Origin of the sequence: Halosimplex pelagicum (assembly GCF_013415905.1) — an archaeon.
Lineage (GTDB): Archaea > Halobacteriota > Halobacteria > Halobacteriales > Haloarculaceae > Halosimplex > Halosimplex pelagicum.
This window is the reverse complement of sequence record NZ_CP058909.1, coordinates 1,148,796-1,170,042: the sequence shown is the minus strand read 5'-3', so window position 1 is coordinate 1,170,042 and position 21,247 is coordinate 1,148,796. Positions and strand designations below refer to the sequence as shown.

Sequence of the window (21,247 nt, the reverse complement as noted above, 5' to 3'; positions counted from 1 at the left end):
ATGTGTTACTCATTCGTCTCAGAAAGGGTTGAAAGAATGGGTCAGAAGATAAGTGGAGGAGGGAATATTTTTCAACTCATCCATAGTTACAGATACTCATAAACCTAAAACGGTATAAACTCGTACAGTTAACATTCAACCGTGTACTCGCTAGACCAACTAAAACGCGGTTTTGCGAGCCCTAACTTGTTCTTTCGGGAGGCAAACCGACTGTATCACCGCCGCCTTAATACTCGCACACATAACATTTCCGGGATTGACGTATTTAGTGAGGACTGGGACAACCTGCTTCTACTTGATGCCTGCCGATACGATATGTTCGCTGAGCAGTCCGATCTCCGAGGTCAATTAGAAAGCCGTATTTCGAGGGGATCGAGCACCGCAGAATTTCTGAAGGGGAATATCCGCGATAGAGAACTGCACGACACAGTGTACATCACTGCCAACCCACAATTTTATCGGCTTCAAGATCAGTTAGGAGCATCGTTTCACGCTGTTGAGAACGTCTGGATGCGAGAGGGATGGGACGAGGACTACAACACGGTGCTCCCCGAAACGATGACCGCAGCAGCGTTTGATGCCGCCGAGCAGTACCCAGACAAGCGTCTGTTCATCCACTATATCCAGCCCCATTATCCATTTATCGTCGATAATTCGGAGCTCTTCGACAACGAGCAGGCATTTCTCAAACCTGACGAAGCCGGTAGCTGGCATCAGTTGATGACTGGAGAACTGACGGCATCGCGTAACGATGTCTGGCGAGCGTACCGTGATAATCTCAGTCGCACGCTACCTCATGTCAATGAATTGCTGGATGGTTTGGAGGGGAAGTCGGTCGTCAGTTCCGACCATGGAAACATGGTCGGCGAACGAGCCTATCCATTTCCGATCCGTGAGTGGGGACACCCACGCGGGATCTACACAGAACAGCTCGTGAAGATTCCGTGGCTGGTCATCCAGGGTGAGCGTCGAGAGATTGTCAGTCAACCTCCACTAGATGAGCACGAGGAGACGGACGACGACATAGTAGCTGACCGCCTCGAACAGCTGGGATACGTCTAATTCACTACTGTACTTCTCGTCAATAGATGTTACTTCGCTGTGGGTCCAGGATCGATCCCGCAAGGGTGTTCGAGGTAACGATACCAGCCAACTTCCGCAGCAGCAATCATATAATTAGTCCAAAAGGAGCCCGCGGAAGAGTGATCGGTACCGATCGGCGACCACATCAAGCGTGAGGTTCTCTTGGAAATACTCGTAGGTTATACTGCTCAGTTGTGCGCGATGTTTCGGCGCATTAGAAAGTGTCGTGACCAACTCAACCAGCGCATCAAAGTCACCGCCAGCATAGCCTGCATCGGCCGAATCCGTGGCGAAGCGGCTCGGCGGTACATCAAGGCTTACTACCGGCGTATCGTACCGCCAGGCTTCGAGAAATGTACTTGGGAACCCCTCGTGAGCGGAAGTGTTGATGAGAGCTTTAGCATCTTGGTAATAGGAGTGGATCTCCGATGGTTGGATGCGGCCACAGTACTCAACGTTATCCAGATCACGGACCCGAGATCGGATCCGATCGTTGTAAGTCTCATCCTGGCCTGGCGGCCCAACGAGACGAAAGGATGCTTCCGGAACTGCTTCGGCAAGATCGAGCAGCAGGTGTGGTCTCTTCTGGGCCTCGTCAAGACGACCAACCCAGAGAATTGAATCTCGGCTGCCGTGTGATCTAGTAGACTCGGTTGGTGGGTAACCGCTAGGGATTGTCGTCGAGGACCGCCCGTAGAGTTCGGAGAGTCGCCCAGCTTGATAGTCCGTCTGGGTGACAACGGCGTCCGCATCGCGGACCGCTCGGTCGAACAGCCATCGAATTGGTGCGGCCAATGCTACTGGCTGTTCGTCAAGATTCGGGTCGTTAGCGAGGTTGTATACCCACTGTGATCGAAGCGCTTTCGCGATAATATATGTCACTGTTGCGAGAAACGGCCGGCCCCGGTAGAGATAAAGATCTGCATCTGCACGGTACATTGCAGCGGATAGGCGAGTAAGCTGTAGTGGCTTGCGCCACACAGGCGTCGTAGCTGACTGGCGATAAGCACGGTGGAGTACCACGCCGTCGTACTCTTCTACGGGCGGCTGCCCATAGTCGCCGACAACGAAATGAACCTCGAACTCATCGGTAAGATATCGACTGACAAACGAAAGCTGTCGGGCACCACCACCGACTGCTGGAACATTGTCATTAAAGTATCCGTAGGCAGATGGAAGAATGAAACAGACGCTACCTCGTCCCATCGTGTGATAGCGCGAAGGACCGCTCGTATAAGTGCTCTGTGGGAGAAGTAATGAATTGAGGATACTAGTGATTCATAGTGTTTTCACAATCCGTAGTCGCGGTTCAATCAACATAGGCAACAGCCGATACTATGACGGGGCAGATAGACAGTCGGCCCGCAGTGCCTTTGGTTTGGATGCCGGTAGAAGGGACTTTTCTCCGCATCTGATTTATTCTATAGATAATGTAAAATCTGATAGTTAATGACGGCGAACCCCAATCGGTTAGCGCTGACTCCGTAGTTTCCGGGTCAAACATCTCATAGTTTACCGTGATTCCGCAACTGGTAAAGTGGGCTGGGCCAGTGTCAAGGATTCTTACATTGCCGTATGAGACGGTAAGTTGTCCACTGTCAGCGAGGACGCATTCTGTTCAATAATCATTATCACGACTTGCTCAAACTTGATAGGACTAGCACGGCGAAACAGACAGCCGGCGGTAGTGCTCCGTCAACGTATCAAAGTCTATCAGCGGCCACCTGAGCAAACACGAGATCACTTGTTAGATGGTTCGTACCCATCGGTGATGAACCGACACCTTTCGATCTATTCAGAGATTGCCAATAATCTTTTCAGCGACTCCACTGCAGATGCTAGTATGTCTACAACGGAATCGTTCGCCTTCTACTACCCGCGGCTGGATATTGGTGGAGTCCAACACTCTCTAGTACTCATCGCGAACGAACTACATCGGCGTGGTTATCCTGTTTCATTTATTTTGTGGGAAAAAGGCGGTCGTGAATTCGAGAGGCTGAACACCGATATCAATGTCATTATCCCGGATCACGCATCTACACTTCGAGCAATCCCCTCTCTCACACGGTACCTGCTCATAGAACAGCCCGATTACTTACTCACTCGACTTGAGGATCCGAACGTTTCAGCTACCCTGGCCTGCTTCATGCCGGGGGTCTCTACCGATCCTGTCCCGGGAGAAGGATCAGTGTCATCACCAATTGGAGCAGAGGCGCGTCTCCCGGATCGGATCACGCGAAAGGTTGCAGATATTATCTATCCAAATCTAGACTATTTCCTTGTGGACTCGACCGGTATGAAAAGACATGTGGTTGATCTGTTCGACATTCAACAGGATGCTGTTGACGTTTGTCCACCAGCGGTTCTTGAGCGTGGATTTCAACTCAAAACCCCTCCATCCCCCCATCCGTTTTTCGAGATGGATGACCCCGTTGTGACATCTGTCGGCCGGCTAGCACCAGTGAAACGCTACGAACTACTCATTCGTGCTGTTGCTCAGTTACAAGACGACCTCTCTCCACGACTTGTTATCGCCGGAGATGGCGAAGAGAAATCTTTTCTTGCTGATGTTGCAACAGAATTAGATATCGATGGTCGGGTAGCACTGCCAGGGTCAACGGATCAACCGCTACAGTACATGTATCACGCAGACATCTTTGCACTCACTTCTCGGTCAGAGGCATTCGGGATCGCTCTTGTCGAAGCACTTGCCTGTGGGACACCTGTCGTTGCAACCGACGTTCCGTATGGCCCCCGTGAGATCCTTTCTGGGGGGACTTACGGAAAGTTGACTGGCGAAACGCCAGTTGCAGTTGCCAATGGGATTCGTGAGGCTTACGCAAATAATTGGGATCAAACCATGCTCCGCAACCGTGCTTCCGATTTCGATGTGGTTTCGGTGACTGATACTCTACTAGAGACATTACGGAATGGATCATCTACTATCCGAAACCAGTTCTAGCGCACACGTCTGAGAAACGCTTTCGCCAATCCAGGTATCCCTTCTTTCCTGAACTTTCGCCGTGCTCGCGCAATCATGCCGTGTGGAGGAAATCCACTGAACTCCGGATCGTAGGTATCCATCCAAGAGTGGTTTATTTGACCAATTCTATCGTAGCCCCATTTATTGAGAAAGTATTCATCCGCATCAGCGTGCTTCTGCTCATCACGTCGGTGTTTGGTATATTCGCTCGATCCACCAGGATCATGTGGGAATAGAACGCTCGGACAAAGGCCGAATTTCCAATCAGTTAGACGTTTGTGACCTACATAGAAGTCGATATGTTCACGTTCAATGACGTACTCCGGATCCCAGCTATAATCGGCGAGGCATTCACGCCGAAATAGTGCTGCGTTTGCTATCATATCAAATTCAATGAATGGATATCCCGCGAGCAATTCAGTCTCCTTCCGGTCACGTATTTCGGGTTTACAGGTGCTGTTCTCTTCATAGATGTCTAGACAACCAGACGTATAGATACGGTTTTTCTCCGCAAAGAGTCCACAAACGCCACCGAGTTCTGGATCCGCCTTGAGTTGGTGAAGGAGCACATCCGCATTCTCTGGCATTTGCATATCACTGTCCATCAATAGAAGGTATTCCGCGTCGGCTTCCTCCACAATTTTATTTCGGCCTGCACCGAGACCAGCGTCAAACTCCAAGTTGAATACCTCCAACTCGAAGGGGAATGACTGTGAATAGATCTCTTCTCGCTCCTCTGTCCACTCGCCATCGTCTGCTACGTAGACTGTGGAAATGAATTCCGGATCGACCGAATGCAGAAGCGTATCAAGCTTGTCTATCCGCTTAAACACTGTAACACAGACGGCTATATCCGGCATCGTAGGTACACACTACCTCTTGGAATAAAATATTACAGATAACCAAGCCCTTCGAGTTGATCGACAACCGATGGGATCGTCTGTGACATATCAATATCTTTTTCTTTCGCGTGATCTGAGGTTAACGATTCTAATTGTCCTCGCATTTCTCGAAGCATATCTGATCGCCCATCCGACATATCATCCATTTCTGCAGGATCGGATGCCACGTGATATAGCTCTTTATTTCCGTTGAGATTGTTTATTATCAATTTCCATTCACTCGACCGAAGACTCGTGAAGTCTGTTTTCGGATTTTTGAGAGCTTGAGGAGAACTCTCACACCGCGTTTCTCCATAGGCGGCAAGGTTGTCATCGTCATCAGTAACGTACTCGATTAAATTCTCGCCAGTGGACTGCGTTTCTTCTATCCCCGCTATCGACGTAACTGTTGGGAAGATATCTATCAATCTAGTCAGTGTACCATGAGTCCCTGTTTCAGTAGCTTCACCATTAGGTGGTTTGATTATAAGTGGGACGTTCAATGTCGTATCGTAGAGATACTCACGATGTCCAAACTCACCGTGCTCTCCAAAAGCGTCGCCATGATCTGCAAAGAGAATAATTAGCGTATCCTCGTACTGATTTAGTGAAGCAAGCGTTCGTTTGATTCGATTGATCTGCTTGTCGATCCGCTGGACCTGTTTCAAATGATACCGTCTTCCCGAAGGGGCATCGTCGCGTAGATCATCCCAGGAGAGGAATATCTGTCGACCGAGGCCCCCAGTGAGGGAATCAATCTGCCGAAGATACTGATTATACAGTTGGACATAAATGGGGGTGTGATCGTCCTCATGATCAACATTCGATGATACCGTCTCTGAGCTAGTTTCGGCATTCTGTTGGCCCCCGTCATGTGCGTCGAAATAGTGGACGAACAGAAAGAAATCGTCATCAACGTTATTTAGCCATTTTATCGCTTCGTCTGTTACCTCACCAGCAGGGCGTCTATTTCCAACGATCCAGTTCTTTCGTGAATCCTCGAATTCTTCATCGTACGTTTCAAAGCCCCGATCAACCCCGTATTTTGAGCTTAGTGCATGCGCTCCAATGAAGCCGCCTGTCTCATATCCGGCATTTTGGAAGTGTTCCGCCAATGTCGAGACCTCTTCGTTGAGTTCACAGCCGAACATACTCCGGATGCCATGATTATACGGATTCGTACCAGTGAAGACAGACGCGTGGGAGGCAGGTGTAAATGGTGCCTGCGTAAATGCATTCGTAAATACGAGTCCTTCCCTAGCGATGGAATCGATAGTAGGCGTTTTCGCTCGATACGGTATTGTAGATAGATAGTCGAAATTTTCAGAGTAACAGGAAAGGGCCTCATGACGGACGCAGTCCAAAGAAATTAGTAGTACATTCATCAGTACCAGTTGTTGGACGGACTCAGTGATTGGTTTTGCGGTCAGGAGGTTATGTGTTTGAGTGGCTAACACAGGGAGTGTCAGAATTAAATCATTAATTTAATATATTTAGACAACAATTGGATATATAGTTATTAAGCTGTCCAAGATATAGTTTGTATAAGCCATAGACATAAATATATGGCCCGGAAGAAACGAAAGAGGTGAAGTATACCTTGGCGCCAGCCACAGATATAAGATTATAGAGTCCAAACGTAAGTCTAATCAAGACGAATCACATGGGAATTTGCAACCCATTGATCGATAAGATTCAGATTTCCACAAGATTATGAGACTAATACAGGTTATATGACTGAGTGTACCATCATCGAAGCAATTCAGTTTGGATGACGGCTAGCTTTCTCAAAGTGTGCGGCCAAAACTGTGGAATTATCACACTATTTGTCTGTTGTATAGACATTCATAACATTACTCTTGAGTGTAGACAACATACAGACAACAGTTCAGAGGTATTATCGTGAAGCACAATCTACTTCAACTTGCCGCAAGGGCTGGATATGGACAAGATCTTATAGGGATCTATGATCTAGTAACTAATCGAATAGAGTCGGGCTTCGCCTATGATAATTCTAATTTGGAGATAGGGATCGATGATGAAAAAGACGGCACCATATTATTTCCACATGTTCCCAAGTCGACCCATACACAGGTCTATGCCCTTATTGGAGAGGCCTTTTCAAGAGTGGGATACAAGCCGGTCTTCGTAATCTGTGACGGATGCCAGCCCATGTGCACCTTGAAAGACATTAACAAACCGTCCGACCCAATCAAGTGTGAAACATGCCAATATGGCGCTACTGCTACTATTAAACAAGCTGGGCATGAGACCATAATTCTCTCTGACCTTCTTCCAGAAGATAAAGTATACAAGTCAGATGATTTTGAAAAAGAATATAGAGGAGTAGATATAAATAGATATGCTCTGGCATCAACTCGGAAGGCAACGAAAAAGTACCATTTAGCATCAAAGGATGACTGGCGGATCTACGACTACTTTATAGAATCGAGTGTTAAAATCATTGACGTTATGGAAAAACTATTTCAAACCCGTGATATTGTAGCAACGATAGCGAATGATGATAAGTACACCCAGGGAGGCATACCACTAGAGATTGCTGAACGGCACGGAGTTCCTGCATATTCAGATGCATATGGCTGGTTGGACGGAACCCTTCTTATAAGTCGAATATCTGACCGAGATTCTCTACCATACTTTGAGCGCACTGAACTAGTAAATGAGTTTTTATCTCAAGAACTCACTGAGAACCAACGGCGGTCAATTAAAGAGACAATGCGTGATCGGATGAGGGGAAATAAAAATATGCGAGTCCATTATTCAGCGACCACAAATAATTCAATAAATCCAAAGAAGGATGAGTTTGTTGTCGGAATGTTTACCAACCTCATTTGGGATGCAAGTCTTGAAGTTGCTGATTGCCCATTTCCAGATCCGTTCGAATGGATTTCTGCAACTATTGATGCATTAGCTGAACAGGAATCCATTACGCTGATAATTAAGACGCATCCAGCAGAGAATATTAGAGGAACAAACGAGTCAGTAGAAAACTGGATCCGAGATCATTGGGATCCATTACCAGAGAATATTGAGGTTCTTAGCCCAGAGACAGAGATAAATACGTATGAGATGATTCAAGATCTCGATGCGGGGATTGTTTATAATTCAACAGTAGGTTTAGAAATGGCATATCTTGGTAAACCAGTCATTGTCGGTGGGAAAACTCACTATAAACATCTCAATATAACGCATGATCCAGAGACAAGTTCTGAATATCAGGATCTAGTTCGCAATATAAGTGAATTAGAAGATGACGAAAAAGTAAAAATGCGAGCAACACGTTATCTCTATTTCTTATTTAATGTAAAGCACCTTGATTTCCCGTATATCCAGATGACTAAAGAGGGTAATGTTCAAGCTATCTCGAGCGATGATCCGGCGGGGTTAGAGACATTAGAAGCGATTGTACGACAGTGCCCAAAAGGCGAACCGGTCTTTTCCAGTCAGTTCAAGTCAGATCTTGCTGATTCACTTTAATGACCCGGCAGGAATATATGGGTTCGTCCTCAAGAGCGGTTAATATTAATATGCAAACGTCGGACGATACATTCGCTATTATTGGATTGGGTGAGGTCGGTCTCCGCCTCGCGATCGCTCTAGTTGATTCAGATTACTCAGTCACCGGTGTTGACATCGATGACACCCGTGTTGAAGAATTGCGTGCTGGTAATTCGTACATTCAGGATATTCCCTCAGAAGAGATAGAGCGGATTCACGGGCGAGATTTTAGTGTGACAACATCGTATGAAGATCTAAGAAGTGCGTCATACTTCGCTGTCTGCGTTCCAACGCCGCTGCAAAAGGCAGGCCAGCCAGACATTTCCTATGTCGTCGCGGCCGTAGAGAGTCTGGTACCAATCCTTACTTCCGGGGATACTGTTATTATTGAAAGTACTGTCTACCCTGGTGCGACGGAAGATCTCATCGCACCGATCATTGAAGACGAAGGTTTTGAGATAGGAAGCGACATTCACCTCGCGTTCTCCCCCGAGCGAATTGATCCCAATAATGAGGAATACACTCTCGCCGAGATACCGAAGGTAATCGGTGGGGCCACACCGGAATGTGCTACCCGGGTTGAGGCCGTCTACAGTGAGATCTTTGAGGATATCGTCCATGTGAACTCTACAACTGAGGCCGAGATGACGAAGATTCTCGAGAACACGTTCCGGAACGTGAACATCGCATTAGTGAACGAACTAGTCAAAGTAGCCGACAATCTCAATATCGACTTTTGGACGGTCATCGAGGCGGCGAAGACCAAACCGTACGGGTTCATGCCGTTTTACCCCGGCCCGGGCCTCGGCGGCCATTGCATCCCAGTCGATCCATTGTACCTCTCATGGACGGCGCGTCAGAACGGCCTGAAAACGCCGCTGATCGATCTCGCGGACAAGACGAACCGCGAAATGTCCGAATACGTCGTGACACGGACGATGCGACACCTCAACGAATTCGGCACGCCACTGTCAGGTGCGAGCGTCCTTGTTCTTGGCGTAACATACAAACCCGATGTCCCCGATGTCCGGAACTCGCCCGGGGTAGACATCATCGACCATCTGGAGGACCATAACGCAGATGTCTCTTACCACGATCCCTACATCAAAACTGTTGAAGTACCGGGTCAAGGCGAGTACGAGTCGGAGACTCTCGATGCGGAGATACTCTCGCGGACCGACTGTGTCGTTATCGTCGCCGATCACTCGGCGTACGATTTCGAATGGATCGCTTCGCAAGCACCACTTGTGTTCGACACACGGAACGCGACGGCACAGCTGGAGGACAATTCTATCCGGCGGTTGTGAATCATCAACCAGTCTGAGCTGACATAGGCCATAGGAATTCGGTGCCAAGCATTTTCTTTACTGGGAGTAGAAAGCCTGATATCGAAATGAATGTATTCGGAATCATTCCTGCTAGAGGAGGATCAAAACGAATTCCTAGAAAGAATATCGTAGATTTCGGTGGGAAGCCGCTCATCGCACATACCATCGAACAGGCCAATCAGTCGTCCGTCCTTAATCGCTGTATCGTCTCGACTGACGACGACGAGATCGCCAAGGTCGCGCGGGAGTACGGTGGTAATGTCCCGTTCCGTCGACCCGACAAACTCGCGACTGACACAGCCTCTAGCGCGGCCGTTGTTTCACATGCCCTCAAATGGGTTCAGTCGGAAGGGTACGAACCCTCAATCGTCGTCATCCTCCAAGTGACATCGCCCTTTCGAGAAGTGGATGACATCGATGCCGCTATCAGGCGCCTTCAGAACCACAAAGACGCCGCGTCGATTGTCTCTGTCACGGAGTACAGTGACCCGCCCGAATGGGCACTGAAGATTGGGGAAAACGGACTGTTACAGGCCCGGTTTTCTGAGCACGAATTATGGGACAATAACCCGCCGAGAAGCCAGGATACCGACGAATTATACTGTCCTAATGGGGCTATCTTCGGAGTTCGAGTCAAGGACTTCCGTTCTGACGGTCAACTCTATAGCGCACCCGCTCTTGGATACGAGATGCCAGTAGAACGGTCGCCTGACATCGACGAACCGTACGATCTTGAAGTAGCCCGAGCTCTCTATGAGTATCGAAGTGAGTGAAACCTCGCGCAATACCTGTCGGAGTAGAGTTCGTCTGGGAAAATCAGGAGACGAAGGAGTCGATTAGTAAGTCGTCTTCTTCCGCAGTAATCGATCATCGATCGAGAGCGATGCAAGGCGTTCCGTTATCTGCTCACCAGCACCACCGCGATAGTAGGGATTTGAACAGTCTTTCACACGTTCCCTGAAATCATCGTCGTAAAGACAAGTATCAATCGCTCCTTTGATCTCCTCAACATCGTATCCAACCGAAATTGTGTTGTCTGCCCGCACACGTCCCACCTGCCGTGGACCGATGTCAACAACGGGAAGATCGAATGACGGGGCCTCAACTACGCCACTACTGGAATTGCCTATCATGACATTGGCTCCCTGCATAACGCCTAGATACTCCTCCCTCGGGAGAGATTTGAATATCTTCACCGTTGAGTCGTCAGTTCGGAATTCTTTCCACACGTCGATCACCTCGATCATCCGCTTGCCACCGGAATCAGCATTTGAGTAAATAACCACGATATTCCCGTTGAAATCCTCCAGTGCAGATAACGTCGTCTCCATCTGGGATGGCGCATTTTCGGGTTCGGTCGTCAATGGGTGCTGAACGACTAGCGCAAGTGGTTCCGAAGGATCGAGGTCGTATTTTTCCAAGATGTCTTCGTATGGTGTATACTCTCCTGCGAGGATTGCGTCCAAACCAGGAGATCCAACGACGGTAATACGCCAGGGTTCCTCGCCTAGTTTTTCGATATTATCAGCGTACTGCTCGATCGCCGGGAAGTGGACGTGTGCAAACTTCGTGATGGCGTGTCTGATACTGTCATCGATTATTGACCCACTCATCACGTCGCCCCCGTGGATATGGGCAACTGGGATATTCATGTGTGCGCTAGCCAGAGCCCCGGCAAGTCCCTCGTCTCGATCCCCGATAACGACGGTGAGATCGGTATCTAAGCTCTCGAACGCCTCCGCGAGGCTAGATATTCCGATACCAAGCGACTTTGCCATCGCCTTACTTGAATCGCCTTCGAGTAGCATATGGATCTCGCGATCGACTGTGAATCCTTGCTCACGCAGCTCTTCGACAGTCATCCCGTGTTGTGGAGAAAGGTGCATCCCTGTAGCGACGATTGAGAGTGAAAGTCCGTCCGTCGCTTCTATCGCACGCATCGTAGACCGAAGCGGCTCAGCCCGTGTCCCCGTCACGACTGCAATATTCGTTGTCATATTGTACAGAACACGTCCATTTAAATAGAAATGGATTAGAAGCTCATAATAAGATTGTGATAAACGAGGATATAATGTTGCTCAGGCGTCCGCCTTGCTGCAGAAAGCGAACAACTCTGTGCCAGCGTTTTTGAAAAATCGAGGAAGGACTTTGTAGCTCAAGAACCGACCGAGTCGTGGAAACCGCCTATACAGGGGAAAGTCGACGTAACGAATCTCGATGTCGTCAACAATCCACCCGTTTGATTCGAGGAATTTAACGAGAAGATGATAATCCCAACCTTGCTTGTGCCCCTCGAACTCGTTTACACTCTTGTCGAGCATCGCGGCGATAAGTCTGTTCGGCCGTCCGATGTTCGGTGTGAGAAAGACGGCTTGCCCACTCGAGACCCGATGGACCTCCCTGACAAACTGGGTCGGATTTTCCACATGCTCGATAATACCGAGAGCAGTTACAAGATCAAACGACTCAGACTTGAACGGTAGACGTTTGGCGTCCGCCTGCACCGAGTGAACGTCCGCGAACCGTTTCGTCGTCCTGAGTAACTCTGACTCTCTATCCAAACTGTATTTGACGACGCCGTCGAACTCCTGGTCGATAACTTCCAGAAATTCCCCGTATCCAGAGCCAATATCCAAGACATTCTCGATACGATAGTTGGTCTTGATATAGTCGAGGACAATAGAGTGCCGTTCCGCCCTGGGACCGTATCCTCGTTGCTCTACAATGTGTTCGACGTTTTCTCTGTGAGACATGATTTGGCTAAATCGGTCTATCTCAGATCCGTGCCACTTATTCAATATTAAGATTCTTGCGCTTGATCGGATCGCCAGCAGAGAGTGATACTGTCGCCTCCTTTCCTACGACAGAATCGAGCATCTCCGGTGGTAACCCATCTGCAGGCCTTAAAAGCGATATATCCTCTTTCGATATCGGCGAGTTCGCAGCAATCTCTGTCGTTGCGTGGACTGATTTGCGGAACTCGCGCTGGTTATCGAGTTCAGCATCGATTGGACGCTTATCTGAATCACCTTTTGCTCTTGCAGCATTTCGTGCGATTTCGACTGCACGCGAGAGTTCATCAGGTTCCAGTGATACCTCGGCATCGGGCACAGATAAACGGCGGCTTAGAGTGAAATGCTTCTCGACTATTGTAGCCCCCATCGCAATAGCAAGCCCCGTTGTCTCGGTTGCTAACGAATGGTCGGAAAATCCCACCGCCCCCTCTACGTGAGCGTCGATATCAGCGATCATCCGTAAGTTCAGGTCCTCGATATCCGTCGGATAGGCTGAGACACAGTGTAAGAATGCCAGATCGATCTCTGGATTAACAGCACGGATTCGTTTTTCGGCAGTTTCGATCTCCTCGATCGTCGCCATACCCGTACTGACAATCATCGGGCGGTCGAACGCTGCGACGTGTTCGAGGAGAGGATAGTTGTTGAGATCACCAGACCCGATCTTGATCGCTGGCAACCCCAACTCGTCTAGCAACGTCGCACTGGTCTGATCAAAAGGAGTCGATAACAAGGAGATATCCAGCGACTGCACGTGTTTCTGCAGTGTTTCCATCTCCTCTCTAGACAGTGCAAGTTCACGCAAGTTCTCGATTTCTTCCGTACTCCCCGAGAGCAGTTCTTCGGGGACAAAATTCTGGAACTTGACCGCATCGGCGCCTGCTTCTGCGGCCGCCGAGACGAGCCCCTTTGCGTATTCAAGGTCGCCATTGTGGTTGCTCCCAGCCTCGGCGATAAAAAAGACAGAATCCGAATGAATCTCTGTAGAATCGATTCTCATTCTCTCTTTCTCGTTCGAGACGGTTCCACTTATAATGGTCGGTAGATCAAGCCAGACTATCGAGAGCCCATCCATCGATCATCTCGTGGCTTCGTTTCTGAGAGCTCTCTACAAAAGAGGTATTAGATGTCCAATCTGAAGAGTGTATATGTCAGTTGTTGTCCTTGCGCCTCATGCGGACGACGAGGTCTTAGGTTGTGGAGGAACGATACGGCAACTCGCAGATGACGGTGTTGAGGTTCATCTAGTAATTTTTACAAAAGGATACGAGCCAGCGTGGCCGAGAGAACACCTGGAGAAACGTCCTGACGAGATCAAAGCGGCCACAGAGGTACTCGGTATCGAAGACTGGACTTGTTTGGGATTTCCTTCGGTGAAACTCGACACTGTACCGCAGAAAGAGATCAATGATGAGGTGATCACGATCGTGGAGTCGATCCAGCCCGAGACAGTGTTCGTACCACATCCAGGCGATCTCAACCACGACCATGCGATCGTGTTCGACGCAGGATTGGTCGCAGCACGACCGCACAGCGGTGTCGACCGAATTCTGGCGTACGAGACACTATCGGAATCAGAGTGGGGTGGTCGTGCCGAACAGTTCGATCCGACAGTATACAGAGATGTCTCTGAGACTCTTGACATCAAAGTCAAGGCTATGCACCAGTACGATAGCGAAGTTCGAGAGTTTCCGCATCCACGCTCAGAAAAGGCAATCAGAGCGCTCGCGAGGAAACGTGGCTCAGAAGCACACTTCCATGCCGCTGAAGCGTTCGAACTAATACGAGAGCGGATATAATCAGCTAGTCCTGTCACGTACTCGTTCGAATACGTCAGATATCTCGAACTGATACTCTCTCACCAGTGACGCTGCTGGCATTTCTGGCCCGTCTGGAAGTTGGACAGTTTCTATCTCGATCACTTCCTCCCACGCGGCGACGGCGAGTTCATCACCCCGGACATCGATAATTTCGCCCGGTGTTGCGAACACCGTCTCACCGCTCGGCGGCTTGGATTTCCACACCGTGATCTTCGTATTACGGAGGTAGGAGAACGCACCAGGATACGGGTGTGTTTGACCGCGGATCCAGTTGTGAACAGTCTCCGCAGAGCGTGTCCAGTCGATCAAACCGTGGTTTGGATCCCGTTTTGGCCACCATGTCGCTTCTGAATCCTGTTGTGGTGTCGGAGCGAGATTCCCATCGGCAATGTCTCGATAGTGGTCTCGTATTAGCGTTTCGCCTGCATCGAATATCTTCTCGTTCAGGCTAGAGGCATCGTCGCGCCGTGTAATTGGGATTTCATGCGTGGCATAGACGGGCCCCGCGTCGGCTTTCTCGACGAGTCTGAACATCGAAAGCGATGTCTCGTCATACCCCTTGATCAGGTTCCACGCCACGGGCGCTCGCCCCCTACCACGCGGGAGAGGCGTCGGGTGCATACCGATGACTGCGATCTCGGGGATATCGATCACCGACTGTTCGACGAGTCGTGACCATCCGACGACGAAGAGAAAATCAGGCTCGTCGGCCACAATTTGTTCGACAACACCAGGGTCGTTCACCGATGAAACCTTGCGCAGATCAGCGTTTGTTTCCTCAGCTACGTCCTCAAATTTCACTTGGTCTGATATGTATGATACATCTGGGAGTGTATAAATCGTCGTAATTGACGCACCGATGTCGTGCAACGTACGGATACATCTCAGGCCCAATTTGTTCTGCGTCACGAATACGATGTCCATAGATATCCCCTCAGCCCAGACAGACAGAAAGGTTACGTCCGAGATAGTCACTCACTGTGACCACTGAATCACATTCTCGAAACCATCATCGTCGAAATACTGTTCCGACCAGTATCTGGAAATCTGTGAGCCGAAATGGACGGCTGGTTCCGGTACTGACTCGTCACATAGCTGTAGAATGCCAAGATACTGCAGACTCGGGGTGACGAACTCCCCACACATGGTCCCGGCGGTACGAGCCCCGATCTCGATCACTCGCGGTACGCCGTCGCTTCCGATTTTCGCCTGGATAAAGAAGGGGCCGACGAACGACAATTCTTCAGCAACCACCTGCGCGAGCGTGATCAATGCGGAGTCGTGAACAACCTCTACCTTCGTTGAGATGCCGCTCGTGATTTCTTTTCGCAGGCGAGGTACACAAGCGACGAGCGATCCCTCGGAGTCAGTAAGACAATCGATAGTATACTCTTTCCCTGGGAGATGTGTTTGTACGATCGGATCAGAGACGCGCTCGAAATGGAATTTGAGTTCATCCCTCGAACTCGCGTAGTAAGCATCTTCCGACCCAGATCCTTCCCGTGGTTTGATGAAATACTCTCCACCTTCCGGGACATTTTCCAGTTGTATCCATGACTCCGGAACCGAGACAGAATCCGCGAGATGCTGGTACGTGTTCCACTTATCTTGCGTGATCTTGAGCGTCTCTATCTCCGAGATAAGCACTTGAGAACCTCGGTCGTGGAACTCGTCACGTCGTCTCGCGAACCGTTTCAATATCGGATCCAATGCGGGAATCACGACATCGATCGATTCTTCATGCACGATGTCGAAGATCGCGTTCATGTAGTCCGGGTCGTCAAATCGTGGAACGAGATATCCTGTGTCCGCCAGGTGGAGACCTGGCGAGAGTTCGTTGATGTCAGTCGCGACAGTTTGAACGTCTTCCTGTTTCCGGAGCGCTTTGATAGCGGTCACGGCCATGCCAGATCCGCCCGGTGTCAGGAGTACTGACTTCATAGCTCGTTCTCCCATTTTTCCAGTAACTCAGGAACGTCACGTAGGTCTTCAATGCGATGTGTCGGCGTCTGTCGCTCAGTCGTCGGCTCTTCGTTCATGTATTCACCCCACGATCGGTTGACCCAAACAGAGCGCATTCCAATCTCGTTCGGTGCGATGAAGTCTTTCGCGGGATTGTCAGCGATATAGGTGGCCGCTTCTGGACTCGTCTCGGTCTCAGAGAGAAACGCGTCGAACATACGGGTCGAAGGCTTGCCCCCTTCTGGACCGAATTCATCCGAGATATATATCTTGTCGACTACATCCCCAAGATCGAGCGCCCGAATCTTGTTCCGTTGTTTCACAGCATCACCATCTGTGACGATTGCCACCTGACGGTCGGTCAATTTCTTGAGACACTCTCTTGCGTCCACTACCAACTCGATGTCCGGTTCATGTGTGCTGTAAATCTCTACGAGGGTTTCTACGTCAGCTTCGAGATTTACGTATTCCAGTATTCGGTCGAAATTATTTCCCCGAACACCTTGATGGAAATCCGATTCCAGTTTGTTAAAAATCTCGTCTCGCCCGTGATCACATCGTTCTGAAAGATGATCCGCAACAGCCCGAAAACCACTTAAAACGAACTCCGATTCGGGATACAGAGTATCGTCAAGATCGAAGGCGACAGAGAACGTCATAGATACCATACTAAGTAAGGGCTCTCTGTTTTGAAAAATCTTCCTTTGGACGCTAAAACCGTCTTGTCTTATCTTCACGAGTCCTGTTTCTACCGCAAGAACTGAATTGAGATTCAATCAATAATAGAGAAACACATTACTTTGGTGTCTTAGTCTCTAACGTCTGTTCCAACCCTTCTCGAAGCTGTGTCGACACTTCCCAGTCGAGGCGATCCTTCGCCCGCGAAACGTCCGGAATTCGACGATCTGGCTCCTGGTGGTCGTCTCCCGGGTCGACAAACGCAGGTTCGCGATCCTCCATACCGGCGACATCAAGCACAAGTTCGGCTAACTCCCTGATCTCGGTCTCGTCGGTGCTCCCGAGATTGTACGTTTCGGTACCGTCGTGGTCACGTTTGGAAGCCCGGACGATCCCCTCCACGAAGTCGTCGATGAAAGTGAAACACCGTTTCTGAGTTCCGTTGCCGTAGACCGTCGGGACATCACCGCGAGAGACCTGTTCGAGGAACTTCGGAATGACGAACTGCGGGCGCTGGCCGGGACCGTACAGGTTGAACGGCCGGACGATCGTCGTCGAGACACCGGGATCGGTCTGCCCGATGTTCGAGACCATGTGTTCACAGATCGCCTTCGTCGAGCTGTAACTCCACCGGCTCTCCGAGGGAGGACCAAGTACGCGGTCATCGTCTTCAGCCCACGGTAGGTATTGGTTCTTGCCGAAGATTTCGCTCGTACTGGTATAGACAAACCGGGTATTCGATCCTCGAACCCGTTCGAGGAGCTTCTTCGTACCGTTGATGTTGACATCGACGATGTACAGGAGATCCTCCGGATCAGCGTATCGATCAACGCCGACGATGGCAGCGAGGTGGTAGATCCTGTCGTAACTATTTGGCGATGGAAACACCATCGTGTCGACGAATTCCTCGTGGAGAATACTCCCGGAAATATACGTGACGTTGTCGTCGCCGGCGAACGCAGCCGGTGGCTCCGGCTTGATATCGAGTGCCGTGATATCGTGGTCGTTAGCCGAGAGTCGCTGAATGAGGTGTTTGCCGAGGAATCCCCCTGCGCCAGTCACCAGTATCTCGCTCATGGTAGAATCGTCTGCAGACCTTTGTACGATTCCGATAATAAAGCTCGTGGAATCGAGAGGTAGTCGTACAGTCGTCGATAACCATGGGAGGCCCGTCGTTAGTCATAAGCGGTGACCGCCTAACCGTGTACTATGCCGGAACAGATCCCGCTGTTCGAGATTCCCTGGGATGTGCAGGATCTTCAGAACGTAATTGAGTCAATCGGTCGTGGTGGTTGGTGGGCGAACGGGCCGTTTATCGAAGAGTTCGAACAAAAGGTCGCGTCGTATCTCGGTGTCGAGCACGCCGTCGCAGTCAACTCTGGGACAAGCGCGATCATGGCCGCGTTGGACGCCGCTGGCATCGGCGACGGGGACGAAGTTATCGTTCCATCGTTCACACAGCAGGCGACCGTCAATGCCGTGAAAATGGTCGGTGGAAACCCGGTGTTCGCCGACATCGAAAGAGAAACGTACGGTCTCGATCCGACAGCGGTCTCCGAACAAGTCACCTCTGAGACTGAAGCTGTACTGCCGGTCCATGTTTACGGGAGCGTCTGTGACATTGAGGCGATCTACGAACTTGCGACGGACCACAACCTTATGATGATCGAAGACGCCGCAGAGGCACAAGGGGCAGAGCGAGACGGGATGCGGGCAGGAACTGTCGGTGACGCCGGGGCACTGAGCTTCTGCCAGAACAAGATCGTTCCAACCGGCGAGGGCGGAATGGTCGTTACCGACGACGACGAGATTGCCCGTGGAGTGTCTCTGTATCGTTCTCATGGACGCGCATCCGAGGATTATTTCGAGTCGTCAGACAGCGGACGGCACGTTACTGTTGGAGGGAACTTCCGAATGCCGGATATGGTGGCCGCGCTGGGCTGTTCCCAGATGGAGCGGATCGATACCCTTATCGAGGGACGACGGAGGGCGGCACTGACGATGAACGACGCCTTCGAGTCAACCGAGGGTGTGTCGCCGCACACGATGAACGACGGCCGGCACGTCTATCAGTTCTACACGGTAACGTTCGATCTCGAGATCGACCGTGATGCGGTCATCGAACACTTAGCCGAACGGAACATCTCCTCGAAGGTCTACTGGAACCCGCCGGTCCACGAGTCCGAGTTCTATAGCGGCAGCGACTGGGATCTGCCGGTGACTGAGGAGCTGTCACAGCGTGTCCTCGCGTTGCCGATGCATCCGGAGCTATCGCCTCGAGAGGTCGAACGTATCATCGACGGCGTCCAGACGGCCTGCAAGAAACACCGATAACACCGGTTATCCGCTCTGGGCCTGCGTCGCGTACAGATCCGCGTACGTCCCGTCTTGCTTGACCAGTTCAGCATGACTACCGGTCTCTGAGATCCCGCCGTCCTCAACGGCGTAGATCCGGTCGGCGTTGACCACCGTCGACAGTCGGTGTGCGATCACCAACATCGCGTAATCGCGGTCCATCGCTTCGATGGCGTCGTGGACGGTCTCCTCAATATTCGAATCCAGGTCGCTGGTCGCTTCGTCCAAGACGAGGAAATCCGCGTCTTTCAGCAGCGCTCGGGCGAGCGCAACCCGCTGTTTCTGTCCCCCCGAGAGCCGGACTCCGTTGTCGCCCAGTTCCGTCTCGTACCCGTTCGGGAGGTCGTCCAGAAATTCGGTGACCTGGGCGATTTCACAGACTCGTTTCACGTCGCTATGGGTCGCCTGCCTGTCGGCGATCGTCACGTTCGCTCGAAGGGTATCGTTGAAAATGTACGGATGCTGGCGGACGACAGAGACCCGCTCGCGCCAGGCGGCGAGATCCATCTCCGTGATCGGTGACCCGTCAGCCAGAATCCGACCACCGTCGGGTTCGTACATCCGGGTGAGCAGTGAGACGATCGTCGACTTCCCGGCCCCGGACGGCCCGACGAACGCCACGAACTCCCCGCGGTCGACGGAGAACGATAGCCCGTCGAAGACTCGTTTGCCCGAGTTGTAATCAAAGGACACATCGTCGAAGGCGATCGTTTCGACTGGATCTGGAACCCTGATCTCGGAAACAGTCGGCTCCCGGCGGTCGTCAAGTTCGTCAATGAATTCCTGCGTCCGAACGAGATGTGGGAGATCGCTTTCGAGCTGGTACAAATAGTTGTTCAGCGTGCTCGCACGCGGTGCGAGCCGAAACATCGCGAACAGGAACACGCTGAGGCTCGCGAGCGAAAGGTTCGCTATCCGGAGTGCGACGTAGATCAGAACGAAGACGATGATCGCCGTCGCGAGCTGATAGAAGTTGTCGAGCATCGCCTCGTTCCGTCGGAGTTTCACCTTGGCGGTCACGCGCTGGCCCGTCGCGCCCTGGAAGCGGTCGAACAACTCGGCCTTCATGCCGAACAGCTTGACATCTCGGATCCCCTGCGTGCCGGCCTGGGCTGCCATTTGGACGGCTTCGTTGGCCTCCGCGACGCGGTCACCAACGGAGTATCCGGACTCCAGAACTGTTCGCGAGATGACCACGAACACCCCAAGGATAACAACCGTTGCGGCAGTTAGTCGCGGTGCCATCACCAGCGCGACGAGGCCGTACATCGCGGTCAGAAATCCCTGTTCGATGATCTTGACTACGCGATCAATCGTCCGACCCGCGTAGCTCGCCTGGGTTACGATCGCGTTCAGAATATCGTCCGAACCCTCCTCGTCGAAGTAGGCCACCTCAGCGTCCAGCGCATGGTCGAACGACTCGACTTGCAAGTGGCGCACGTAATTCGTGCGCAGTGCGGCCTTGAGCCAGTCGACGAGGAAGCTCGACGTGTACCGGACGGTCATCACGATAGCTACCCCGACGACCACGGACTCCAGCGTGAACGGAACACCGGCTATCTCGAACACGCGGACGAACAGCTCTAGGTACTGTCCCCCTCCGTCGACGCCGCCGCGCGCCAGTTGGATGATCGGGTAGAGGAAACTAAGTCCGATCCCCTCCAACAGCGCAGCGAAGGTACTCAACCCGATGATCCCAGCGGTAAACAGCGGTCGAAACCGTGCAACCCGGGCGAGCGCCCGGAGCTTTTTATCGAGGGATATCTCGTCGCTCATCGCTGGATCGACCCACACGCGGGTGCTGATCTGTAGTCGCGAACGCCGATATAAAACAGACGCGGTC

Annotated in this window: 18 protein-coding genes; 7 read left to right on the top strand and 11 right to left on the bottom strand. The window is 51.2% G+C overall.

The genetic code is table 11. From position 1 onward, the window contains the following. The first annotated feature begins 141 nt into the window (after window positions 1–141). Window positions 142–1,062, top strand: a complete 921-nt coding sequence (locus tag HZS54_RS05985; RefSeq protein WP_179921025.1) for an alkaline phosphatase family protein — start codon at window positions 142–144, stop codon at window positions 1,060–1,062. A 114-nt stretch (window positions 1,063–1,176) separates the two neighbouring features. On the opposite strand, the gene HZS54_RS05980 is transcribed toward HZS54_RS05985, so the two are convergent. Further along, window positions 1,177–2,289, bottom strand: a complete 1,113-nt coding sequence (locus HZS54_RS05980; RefSeq protein ID WP_179921024.1) for a glycosyltransferase family 4 protein — start codon at window positions 2,287–2,289, stop codon at window positions 1,177–1,179. A gap of 637 nt (window positions 2,290–2,926) precedes the next feature. Between HZS54_RS05980 and HZS54_RS05975 the strand changes: the two genes are divergently transcribed. Next, window positions 2,927–4,045, top strand: a complete 1,119-nt coding sequence (locus HZS54_RS05975) for a glycosyltransferase (RefSeq protein WP_179921023.1) — start codon at window positions 2,927–2,929, stop codon at window positions 4,043–4,045. Here HZS54_RS05975 and HZS54_RS05970 read toward each other — a convergent pair. Further along, the gene (locus tag HZS54_RS05970) at window positions 4,042–4,926 is read right to left on the bottom strand and encodes a glycosyltransferase family 2 protein (protein ID WP_179921022.1); all 885 of its coding nucleotides are present in this window, start codon (window positions 4,924–4,926) and stop codon (window positions 4,042–4,044) included. The genes HZS54_RS05975 and HZS54_RS05970 overlap by 4 nt on opposite strands. A 32-nt stretch (window positions 4,927–4,958) precedes the next feature. Continuing rightward, complete coding sequence (locus HZS54_RS05965) at window positions 4,959–6,332, bottom strand: sulfatase (protein ID WP_246391934.1); 1,374 nt, start codon at window positions 6,330–6,332, stop codon at window positions 4,959–4,961. Between the two features lie 517 nt (window positions 6,333–6,849). Here HZS54_RS05965 and HZS54_RS05960 point away from each other — a divergent pair. The 3 genes from HZS54_RS05960 to HZS54_RS05950 are packed head-to-tail and all read left to right on the top strand — an operon-like array spanning window position 6,850 to window position 10,567. After that, on the top strand, window positions 6,850–8,445 hold the full coding sequence (locus HZS54_RS05960; protein WP_179921020.1) for a capsular polysaccharide export protein, LipB/KpsS family: 1,596 nt from the start codon (window positions 6,850–6,852) through the stop codon (window positions 8,443–8,445). Window positions 8,446–8,495: 50 nt separating this feature from the next. Next, on the top strand, window positions 8,496–9,773 hold the full coding sequence (locus HZS54_RS05955) for a nucleotide sugar dehydrogenase (protein WP_179921019.1): 1,278 nt from the start codon (window positions 8,496–8,498) through the stop codon (window positions 9,771–9,773). Window positions 9,774–9,814: 41 nt separating this feature from the next. After that, on the top strand, window positions 9,815–10,567 hold the full coding sequence (locus HZS54_RS05950; RefSeq protein ID WP_179921018.1) for an acylneuraminate cytidylyltransferase family protein: 753 nt from the start codon (window positions 9,815–9,817) through the stop codon (window positions 10,565–10,567). A gap of 63 nt (window positions 10,568–10,630) precedes the next feature. Here the strand turns inward: HZS54_RS05950 and neuC are convergent, their stop codons facing one another. The 3 genes from neuC to HZS54_RS05935 form a co-directional block, all read right to left on the bottom strand. Further along, on the bottom strand, window positions 10,631–11,791 hold the full coding sequence (neuC, locus tag HZS54_RS05945; RefSeq protein WP_179921017.1) for a UDP-N-acetylglucosamine 2-epimerase: 1,161 nt from the start codon (window positions 11,789–11,791) through the stop codon (window positions 10,631–10,633). An 81-nt stretch (window positions 11,792–11,872) separates the two neighbouring features. Next, window positions 11,873–12,547: a class I SAM-dependent methyltransferase gene (locus HZS54_RS05940; protein ID WP_179921016.1), complete on the bottom strand. Its 675-nt coding sequence runs from the start codon at window positions 12,545–12,547 to the stop codon at window positions 11,873–11,875. A 37-nt stretch (window positions 12,548–12,584) separates the two neighbouring features. Then, window positions 12,585–13,664, bottom strand: a complete 1,080-nt coding sequence (locus HZS54_RS05935) for an N-acetylneuraminate synthase family protein (protein WP_246391802.1) — start codon at window positions 13,662–13,664, stop codon at window positions 12,585–12,587. 73 nt (window positions 13,665–13,737) lie between these two features. Between HZS54_RS05935 and HZS54_RS05930 the strand changes: the two genes are divergently transcribed. After that, window positions 13,738–14,388, top strand: a complete 651-nt coding sequence (locus HZS54_RS05930) for a PIG-L deacetylase family protein (RefSeq protein WP_179921015.1) — start codon at window positions 13,738–13,740, stop codon at window positions 14,386–14,388. Here HZS54_RS05930 and HZS54_RS05925 read toward each other — a convergent pair whose 3' ends face one another. The 4 genes from HZS54_RS05925 to HZS54_RS05910 all read right to left on the bottom strand — a co-directional run bounded on the left by HZS54_RS05925 (window position 14,389) and on the right by HZS54_RS05910 (window position 18,126). Beyond that, window positions 14,389–15,333: a methionyl-tRNA formyltransferase gene (locus tag HZS54_RS05925; protein ID WP_179921014.1), complete on the bottom strand. Its 945-nt coding sequence runs from the start codon at window positions 15,331–15,333 to the stop codon at window positions 14,389–14,391. It lies immediately after the preceding gene. Window positions 15,334–15,384: 51 nt separating this feature from the next. Next, complete coding sequence (locus HZS54_RS05920) at window positions 15,385–16,350, bottom strand: ATP-grasp domain-containing protein (RefSeq protein ID WP_179921013.1); 966 nt, start codon at window positions 16,348–16,350, stop codon at window positions 15,385–15,387. Beyond that, entirely contained in the window at window positions 16,347–17,039 is a 693-nt protein-coding gene (locus tag HZS54_RS05915) for an HAD family hydrolase (protein ID WP_179921012.1), read from the bottom strand. The genes HZS54_RS05920 and HZS54_RS05915 overlap by 4 nt, the downstream gene beginning before the upstream one ends. Window positions 17,040–17,166: 127 nt before the next feature. Then, window positions 17,167–18,126: an NAD-dependent epimerase/dehydratase family protein gene (locus tag HZS54_RS05910; protein WP_179921011.1), complete on the bottom strand. Its 960-nt coding sequence runs from the start codon at window positions 18,124–18,126 to the stop codon at window positions 17,167–17,169. A 132-nt stretch (window positions 18,127–18,258) separates the two neighbouring features. Between HZS54_RS05910 and HZS54_RS05905 the strand changes: the two genes are divergently transcribed. Beyond that, a complete protein-coding gene (locus HZS54_RS05905; protein ID WP_179921010.1) occupies window positions 18,259–19,383 on the top strand; it encodes a DegT/DnrJ/EryC1/StrS family aminotransferase in 1,125 nt (374 codons plus the stop codon). 6 nt (window positions 19,384–19,389) lie between these two features. Here HZS54_RS05905 and HZS54_RS05900 read toward each other — a convergent pair whose 3' ends face one another. After that, the gene (locus HZS54_RS05900) at window positions 19,390–21,180 is read right to left on the bottom strand and encodes an ABC transporter ATP-binding protein (RefSeq protein WP_179921009.1); all 1,791 of its coding nucleotides are present in this window, start codon (window positions 21,178–21,180) and stop codon (window positions 19,390–19,392) included. Window positions 21,181–21,247 lie beyond the last annotated feature (67 nt).